Annotated in this window: 5 protein-coding genes; 3 read left to right on the forward strand and 2 right to left on the reverse strand. The window is 62.9% G+C overall.

Annotation, left to right across the window (positions count from 1 at the left end; translation table 11 throughout):
- Positions 1-321: 321 nt before the first annotated feature.
- Together HEP69_RS13600 and HEP69_RS13605 are read right to left on the reverse strand one after the other, a co-directional pair.
- On the reverse strand, positions 322-1,059 hold the full coding sequence (locus HEP69_RS13600) for a 3-keto-5-aminohexanoate cleavage protein (protein ID WP_290559087.1): 738 nt from the start codon (positions 1,057-1,059) through the stop codon (positions 322-324).
- Positions 1,060-1,212: 153 nt separating this feature from the next.
- Positions 1,213-3,507: a bifunctional salicylyl-CoA 5-hydroxylase/oxidoreductase gene (locus HEP69_RS13605; RefSeq protein WP_290559088.1), complete on the reverse strand. Its 2,295-nt coding sequence runs from the start codon at positions 3,505-3,507 to the stop codon at positions 1,213-1,215.
- Positions 3,508-3,741: 234 nt separating this feature from the next.
- On the opposite strand from HEP69_RS13605, the gene HEP69_RS13610 reads away from it, so the two are divergent.
- Genes HEP69_RS13610 through HEP69_RS13620 form a run of 3 tightly spaced genes read left to right on the forward strand, consistent with a single transcriptional unit; the run spans position 3,742 to position 8,386 of the window.
- Positions 3,742-6,153 (forward strand): FAD-dependent oxidoreductase, encoded by a 2,412-nt coding sequence (locus HEP69_RS13610; protein ID WP_290559089.1) that lies wholly within the window; start codon positions 3,742-3,744, stop codon positions 6,151-6,153.
- On the forward strand, positions 6,150-7,697 hold the full coding sequence (locus HEP69_RS13615) for a trimethylamine methyltransferase family protein (RefSeq protein WP_290559090.1): 1,548 nt from the start codon (positions 6,150-6,152) through the stop codon (positions 7,695-7,697). Before HEP69_RS13610 ends, HEP69_RS13615 begins: the two co-directional genes overlap by 4 nt.
- Complete coding sequence (locus tag HEP69_RS13620; protein WP_290559091.1) at positions 7,694-8,386, forward strand: TetR/AcrR family transcriptional regulator; 693 nt, start codon at positions 7,694-7,696, stop codon at positions 8,384-8,386. Before HEP69_RS13615 ends, HEP69_RS13620 begins: the two co-directional genes overlap by 4 nt.
- The last annotated feature ends 137 nt before the right edge of the window (positions 8,387-8,523 follow it).

Here is an 8,523-nt window from a genome sequence, read left to right on the forward strand (position 1 = left end):
CTGAGGTCGGGCAGCGCAACAGCACGGGACCTGCCCACTTGGCGCGAACCTGACGGTTTTTTTGCAGCGAACCAGAGAGCGATCCGGAAAGGTCGTGCTAGACCCCGAGAGGCGGCTGGTGTGTGAGCCTATGCTTGGCAGGGAACGTGGCTTTGCTTTTTTCTCGGCAACGCGTCCCGGCGTTATGGAGCGGCAGGTCCCATGGCGACCAATGCAGCCGGCGCCGATAATTCCCGAATGACGGCTGGCGGGTCCGCGGCACATGGTCAATCCGGCCTGCGATACCTGGTCTGGCCTGTGGGTCTTGACCCCTGCCCGTGCTCAGCCGGTGAGTCCTTGCGAGCTGTGGTCAATCAGATCACGGGCCGCGCCGATCAGCGCGGCGTTCGATGGCGCGGGCGTCCCATCCGGCAAGTCCAGCACATCCTCAAATCCCATACGTGTATCAAGCCCCAATCGTGCCGCTTCGACGACACAAGGCCAGGCGCTTTGACCTTCACCATGCAACAGGATCGGAGCCGTCGCACCGCGTGCGCGCAGCAACTCCAGGCACAGCGCTGCCTCGGTCCGGGCACGTGGAGCCGCGACGTCGGGCATCTCCACCAAAATACGCAGAACATCAGATTTGTTGGCTTCCCGGCACAGCTTGCGGGCATCGGCAACGCTCCATACCCCAGCCTCGATCCCGATGCCGCGCTCGTGCATCATCTCCATCACGTCGATACAGTCGGGTTCGTTGAGATTGATCGACACATAGTCGGGCAGCTCCTCCCAGGCGCGGATATGGGCATGGCGCTCTTGACCACCGGGCGCGATCCAGGCGCCGGTTCCGATGCCCACGGGCAATCCCGGCACCGCGGCGCGGATCGCGCGCAAGGCGGCCGTGACGTCTTTGGGCGCCAGACTTTCGGCGCCTTCGGCGTTGCGCGGGTGGACATGGTAGGCGTCCGCACCGGCCTCCCGCGCGGCAATGGCATCGCGCGCCAGAGCTTCGGGCGTGAGCGGCACGTTCGGGGTCTCTGCCGCCGTGCGGCCCCCGTTCAGACAGGCTTGGAGCATGGGGTCGGTCTCTCAAAGCGCAGCAGCGGTGGCGCGGCAGGGGCCTCTACGCCGGACTGCGCTTGATTGTCGATCATGACCTCCCCTCGAACCATGGCCCCCCGAAACGGGGTGTTCGCATATGATTGCGCACAACCCCGCATGGCACAAGGTTCAGGCGCGGATCTCATCGGCCTGAGCGCGGTCAGCCAAACGCCACATCTGGTCCCGCCCTGCCTCATAGGGTTGCGGCCACTGCGCCAGCCGGTCGCCGATGCCCGCGCCCGCACGCAGGGTCCAGTAGGGATCGCTGAGATGCGGACGGGCGAGACAAACCAGATCGGCGCGTCCGGCCAGCAGGATCGAATTGACGTGATCGGCCTCATAGATATTGCCGACCGCCATGGTAGCGATCCCTGCCTCGTTGCGGATACGGTCCGAAAACGGTGTCTGGAACATGCGGCCATAGACGGGCTGCGCCTCGGTCGAGGTTTGCCCGGCCGAGACATCGACGATATCCGCCCCCGCCTCGGAAAAGGCGCGCGCGATCTCTACCGCGTCTTCGGGCGTCACCCCTTCGTCGCCGACCCAATCGGTGGCCGAGATGCGCACCGACATCGGTTTGTGCGCAGGCCAGGCCGCGCGCATCGCCGTGAACACCTCCAGCGGATAGCGCATTCGGTTTTCCAGGCTGCCGCCATATGCATCGGTGCGGATATTGGATTTGGGTGAGATGAAGGAGGAGATCAAATAGCCGTGTGCCGCGTGCAGTTCGATCATGTCGAACCCGGCGCGCTCGGCCATGCGAGCGGCCTGCACGAACTGTTCGGTCACCACATCCATATCGGCGCGGGTCATCTCACGCGGGACGAGATTGGCATCGGACCAGGCAATAGGCGAGGCCGAGATGACCTCCCAATTGCCCTCTTTCAGCGGCGCGTCCATCTCTTCCCAGCCGAGCTGGGTCGATCCCTTGCGGCCCGAATGGCCGATCTGACAACAGATCTTGGCCTGCGTTTCGGCATGCACGAAATCGGTCAGGCGGCGCCAGGCGACCTCGTGCTGGGGCGCATAAAGCCCCGGACAGCCGGGCGTGATCCGCCCCTGAGGCGAGACGCAGGTCATTTCGGTATAAACCAGCCCCGCGCCGCCTTTTGCCCGCTCGCCGTAATGGATCAGGTGCCAGTCGGTTGGGGCGCCGTCGACGGCCTTGTATTGGGCCATGGGCGAGACGACGATGCGGTTGGCCAGCTCCATCTCGCGCAGTTTGAACGGGGCAAACATCGGCGCGCGCACCGGCGCGTTGGGGCCCACACCCGCCCGGGTCTGAAACCAACGTTCGGCGCTTTCCAGCCATTTAGGGTCACGTTCGCGCAGGTTCTCGTGGCTGATCCGCTGCGACCGGGTGAGCATCGAGTAATTCAGCTGTACCGGATCAAGCTCCAGATACCGCTCCACATCCTCGAACCATTCCAGCGAGTTACGCGCCGCCGATTGCAGGCGCAGCACTTCGAGCCGCCGCTCGTCCTCATAACGGGCAAAGGCCTTTTCGAGCGTAGGCTCATCGGTGACCATATGCGCGAGCGCTGCGGCACTCTCCATCGCGAGCTTGGTGCCCGATCCGATGGAAAAATGCGCCGTGGCCGAGGCATCGCCCAAAAGCACCACATTCTCATGCGCCCAACGCTCACACAGCACGCGCGGGAACTGGATCCAGGCGGAACCGCGAATGTGGTTGGCATTGGTCATCAGGGCATGACCGCCGAGATAGTCCTTGAAGATCTCCTCGCAGGTCTCGATCGTCTGGGCCTGGGTCATCTCGCCAAAGCCGAAATTCTCGAATGTCTCAGGCCCGCATTCCACGAGGAACGTCGCGGTATCGTCGTCAAACTGATAGGCATGGACCCAGATCCAGCCCTTATCTGTCTTCTCGAAGATGAAGGTGAAGGCGTCGTCGAATTTCTGATGCGTGCCCAGCCACATGAAATAGCAGGTACGCAGGTCGATATCGGGTTTGAACGTCTCTTTGAACTCAAGCCGGGTTCTGGAGTTCAGCCCATCCGAGGCCACGACGATGTCATACTCATCCATATAGTCAGAGGCCGCGCCGACCTCTGTCTCGAATTTCAGATGCACACCCAGGTCCCGCGCCCGGTCCTGCAACAACAGCAGCAATTGCTTGCGCCCGATTCCGCAGAAGCCATGACCGGAGGAGACCAGCCTCTGACCCCGATGGTGCAGCGCGATATCGTCCCAATAGGCGAAATGCGCCCGGATCGACGCGGCGCTGACCGGATCGTTCTGTTCGAGATTGTCCAGCGTCTCATCCGACAGCACAACACCCCAGCCAAAGGTGTCATCGGGCCGGTTACGCTCCATCACCGTTACATCGGCCCCGGGCTGCCGCAGTTTCAGGGTGATGGCAAAATAGAGGCCCGCGGGCCCGCCGCCCAGACAGAGTGCTTTCACGTCTCGCTCCATTGATGATCCCGTGTTGCGGCAAAGGTAACGTCCACCCAAATCGTTTCAAGCTTAAAGTTTTGAGGACGCGCGTGGCAACCAAACACCGGCGCAATCGGTGGTGCATTATGAACTGGACAGACGTGGACAGAAACTCAGGACCACTGGACACAAATGTCTAGACAGAAGCGACGCCGCCTGATTAGCGTCAACATGCTTGGGCGTGACACGGAAGGACGAGCGATGAAATCTCACTATCGGGTCGTGGTGATTGGTGGCGGCGTTGTCGGCGCCTCGGTGCTGTATCATCTGGCGAAATTCGGTTGGTCCGATGTGTGCCTGATCGAACGCAAGATCCTCACCGCCGGGTCCAGTTGGCATGCCGCGGGCGGTATTCACGCGCTGAATGCCGATCCCAATATCGCCGCGCTGCAAGCCTATACCATCGATCTGCTGAGCGAGATCGAGAAGGAAAGCGGCCAGAATATCGGACTGCACATGACCGGTGGCCTGATGCTGGCGGGCACGCCGGAACGCTGGGAGTGGCTGCAATCGGCCTACCGGGTATTCCAGACCATTGGCATCGAAGACTGCCGCCTGGTCACCCCTGAAGAGGCCGGGGCACTGAACCCGGTGATGAATATCGACGGCATTGTGGGTGCCCTTTGGGCGGACCGCGAAGGGCATATCGACACCACGGGCACGGTCCATGCCTATGCCGGAGCCGCCAAGAAACGCGGCGCCGAAGTAATCGAGAACAACCGCGTGCTGGAGCTGAACCAGACCAGGGACGGCTGGGACGTCGTCACTGAAAAAGGCACCATTCGCACCGAACATGTGGTCAACGCGGCGGGTCTTTGGGCCAAGCAGGTCGGGCGCATGGCCGGGATGGAGCTGCCGGTCTCTCCGCTCAACCATCACTATCTGGTGACCGACAGCATCCCCGAGGTGGCCAAGCTGGATACGATGCTGCCAATGACCGCCGATCTCGAAGGCTTCACCTATATGCGGCAGGATCAAAAGGGCATGCTGCTTGGGATTTACGAGATCAACCACGAACACTGGATGATGGACGGCGCGCCCTGGGAGTACGGGTTCGAGTTACAGCAGGAAGACCCCGACCGCATCGAGCACGAACTGATGCTGGGGTTCGAGCGCTATCCCTGTTTGCAGGATGCCGGGATCAAGACCTGGGTCAACGGCGCCTTCACCTTTTCGCCCGACGGCAACCCTCTGGTGGGTCCGGTGCGCGGCAAGCCCGGCTATTGGTGCGCCTGTGCGGTGATGGCCGGGTTCCTTCAGGGCGGCGGCGTCGGCAAAAGCCTCGCCGAATGGATCGTCCATGGCGAGCCCGAAGAGGATGTCTTTGGCATGGATGTCGCGCGCTATGGCGATTACGCGGGCAACAAGCGCTATATCAAAGAGACGACGGGTCAGTTCTATTCCCGTCGCTTCGTGATGACCTATCCCAACGAACAGCTGCCCGCCGGACGGCCCATGAAGATGGCCCCCGCCCATGACGCGATGACGGCGGCGGGCGCGCAATGGGGTGTCTCTTACGGGCTCGAAGTGCCGCTGATGTTCGGGCCAGAGGGGTTCGCGGAAACCCCGAGCCTGCGCCGGTCGAACGCACATGAGATCGTAGCCGGAGAATGCCGCGCCGTGCGTGAGGCCTGCGGGCTGCTGGATATCTCGGGCTTTTCGCGGTTCGAGGTCTCGGGGCCTAACGCGGAACGCTGGCTGAACCGCATGATGGCCTCGCGTCTGCCCGCACCGGGGCGCGCGCGGCTGGCGCCGATGGTGGCCGAGACGGGACGCCTCAAGGGCGATCTGACCGTCTTCAACTGGGGCGACGGGCGCTTTTGGATCATGGGCAGCTATTATCTGCGCGCATGGCATATGCGCTGGTATCACGACCATATGGAGGACGGTGTAAGCGTCACCGACATCTCGGACGGGATGGTGGGCTTTTCGCTCTCTGGACCCAAGTCACGTGAGATCATAGAACGGGTCACAGACGCGGATGTGAGTACCTCCGCCCTGCCGTTTATGGGCTGCACGCAGATGAATGTGGGGCTAGCGCGCGCACATGTTGCCCGGATTTCCGTCACCGGAGAGTTGGGATACGAGATCAACGTCCGCGCCGAGCATCACATCGGGCTGCGCCGCACCCTGATGGAGGCAGGCGCCGATCTGGGCCTTAAGGAATACGGGTTCTACGCGCTCAACTCCCTGCGGCTGGAGAAGAGCTTTGGCATCTGGAACGCAGAGTTCACCCAAGGCTACACCCCGGGCATGACCGGCATGGATCGCTGGATCGATTGGGAGAAGGGCGATTTCGTCGGACGTGCCGCCGCCTTGGCCGAACGCAAGGGCAATCGCCCCGCGCAACGGCAGGTCACGCTGGAAGTCGACGCAGATGGAGCAGATGCCACGGGGTTCGAACCGGTCTGGGCCAACGGCACCCGCGTGGGTTTTGTCACCTCGGGCGGATATGGCCACACGACTGGCACATCGCTGGCCATGGCCCTGGTGGACACCGCCCAATCGACCCCCGGTCAGGCGCTGTCGGTGCATGTGGTAGGCATGGAGCGCGCGGCCACAGTCATTGCTCCCTCCCCTTATGACCCCGGCGGCAAGGCGATGCGATCATGACCGGCGCCCCCACCCCCATCCGCAAGGGCAGGCGCAAACGTGCGTTGGAGGTGGCGACACCGGTCCGCACCGTTGATTACCGCACCCTGCGCAACCCGTTCCCTCGGATGAAGATCTTCTCTGACGACGAGGTTCACGCGATCCACCATGACGCGCTGAACGTTCTGGAAACGCTGGGCCTCAAGGTCCTGTTGCCCGAGGCGCGCGCGATCTTTGCCAAGGCAGGCTGCAAGGTCGACGAAAGCGACGAGATGGTCTGGATCGGCCGTGAGGCGGTCGAGGAGGCGTTGAAAACCGCACCCGCCTCTGTCACCCTGCGCAGCGGCAATCCCGAACGCACCGTGCTTTATGAACCGGGCGCGCTGATCTTCATGGCCGGCGCTGGAGCACCCCATGCCACCGATCTGGAGCGAGGCCGCCGCCCCGGCAGCAACCGCGATTTCCGCGAGTTCACCCGGCTGATCCAGCATTTCGACGTGCTGCCCATCCTCGGCCCCGCGATCGAGCCGCAGGATGTGCCGAGCCACCTGCGCCATTATGCCTTCATGGACGCGCAACTGACGCTGTCGGACAAGATCCCCTTTACCTATGCGCGCGGCACGCCGCAGGTCGAAGAGGTCTTCGAGATGCTGGCGGATTTCCATGGGCTGAGCCAGACGCAGTTCGAGGCCGATCCCTGGACCTATACGATCATCAACACCAACTCACCGCGCCAGATCGACATTCCCATGGCCCAGGGGCTGATCGATTTTGCCCGTGCCAAGCAGATGTCCATCGTGACACCCTTTACGCTGATGGGGGCCATGGCGCCCATCACGGTGGCGGGTGCGCTCACGCTCAGCCATACCGAGGCGCTGGCGGCAATCGTCCTGACCCAGCTGGTGCGGCCCGGCGCGCCGGTGTCCTACGGCACGTTCACCTCGAATGTGGATATGAAATCCGGCGCGCCTATCTTTGGTACGCCCGAACATATGCGCGCCTCTGTCGGCGCGGGACAACTGGCCGATCTGGTGGGATTGCCCTGGCGCTCGGCCACCGGAAGTGCGGCCAATCTGGGGGACGCGCAGGCCGCGAACGAGACGCAGTTCGGTCTTTGGGGCAACCTCTTGGCCGGAGCCACGGTGATCATGCATGCAGCAGGCTGGCTCGAAGGCGGGCTGACGGTGTCTTATGAAAAGTTAATCACCGATCTGGAGGTGATCCAGAGCGTGGCCGAGCTGTGCGTGCCCACCCCGGCCGATACAGCGGCGCGGGCTGTCGATGCCCTGACGGAGGTTCAACCGGGCGGGCATTTCTTTGGCGCAGCGCACACGATGCAACGCTATCAGACCGAGTTCTACGCACCGCTCGTGCATGATTTCTCCAACTACGGCACCTGGGCAGATCGCGGCGGCGAGGACGCGACCCAACGTGCAACCGCCGTCTGGAAACGTATTCTGTCCGAAGATGCACGGCCCCGGGTTGACCCTGACAAGGTCGATGCGCTCATGGCCTATATCGCACGCAAAACGCAGGCGGGCGGCGCCCCGCCGGTCAGCTCATGAGCCGTCCGCTCCGAAACCCCGTGCTGCATCGCGACGATCCGGATCGCGCACCGCTCTCGGGCAATGTCAAGGTTACGCGTCAGGACTGGATCGATATCGCGATGGATGTGCTGATCCGTGACGGGGTCGACCGGGTCAAGATCCTGACTCTGGCCGAGGCGATGGGGGTCTCGCGCTCGTCTTTCTATTGGTATTTCGGCTCACGCCGCGATCTGCTGGAGGCCCTTCTGACCGATTGGCAGGAACGCAATACCGCCGCCATGGTAGCTCAGGCCGAGACGGCAGCACCCACGATCACCGCCGCCATCTGCAACGTGTTCCGCTGCACGGCCAACCCGGTGCTCTTTGACACCGCGCTGGATTTCGCCATCCGTGACTGGGCCCGGCGGGACGCCAAGGTCCGGCACACCCTCGATAGATCGGATGCCACGCGGGAAGCGGCCCTGGCGGCGATGTTCCGGCGCTATGACTATCCCGATAGAGAGGCCGAGACCCGCGCCAAAGTGCTCTATTACATGCAGTTGGGCTATGATTTCGCAGGCCCGCCCGAGACCGCCGAGATTCGGCTGGACCGGGTGCCGGATTACCTGCGCATCTTTTCCGGGCAGGAACCGCTGGCCGCGGAGGTCGAAGAATTCACCACCTATGCGACGCGGTTTCAAAGTCTTTCGACCGCGCGCCAAACCTAAAGCATTTCGACATTAATCTGCGATATATCCGGCGGCCTTGAAGTAGTTCCAGCGCTCGGTCGGGTCGTAGGGATCGCAGATTGCTCCGATGGCCTCAAATCCTGGCGAGGGAGGGGTCGCCCGGCCCTTCGGGAGCC

This window comes from Aestuariivita sp. (genome assembly GCF_021404545.1).
Lineage (GTDB): Bacteria > Pseudomonadota > Alphaproteobacteria > Rhodobacterales > Rhodobacteraceae > Aestuariivita.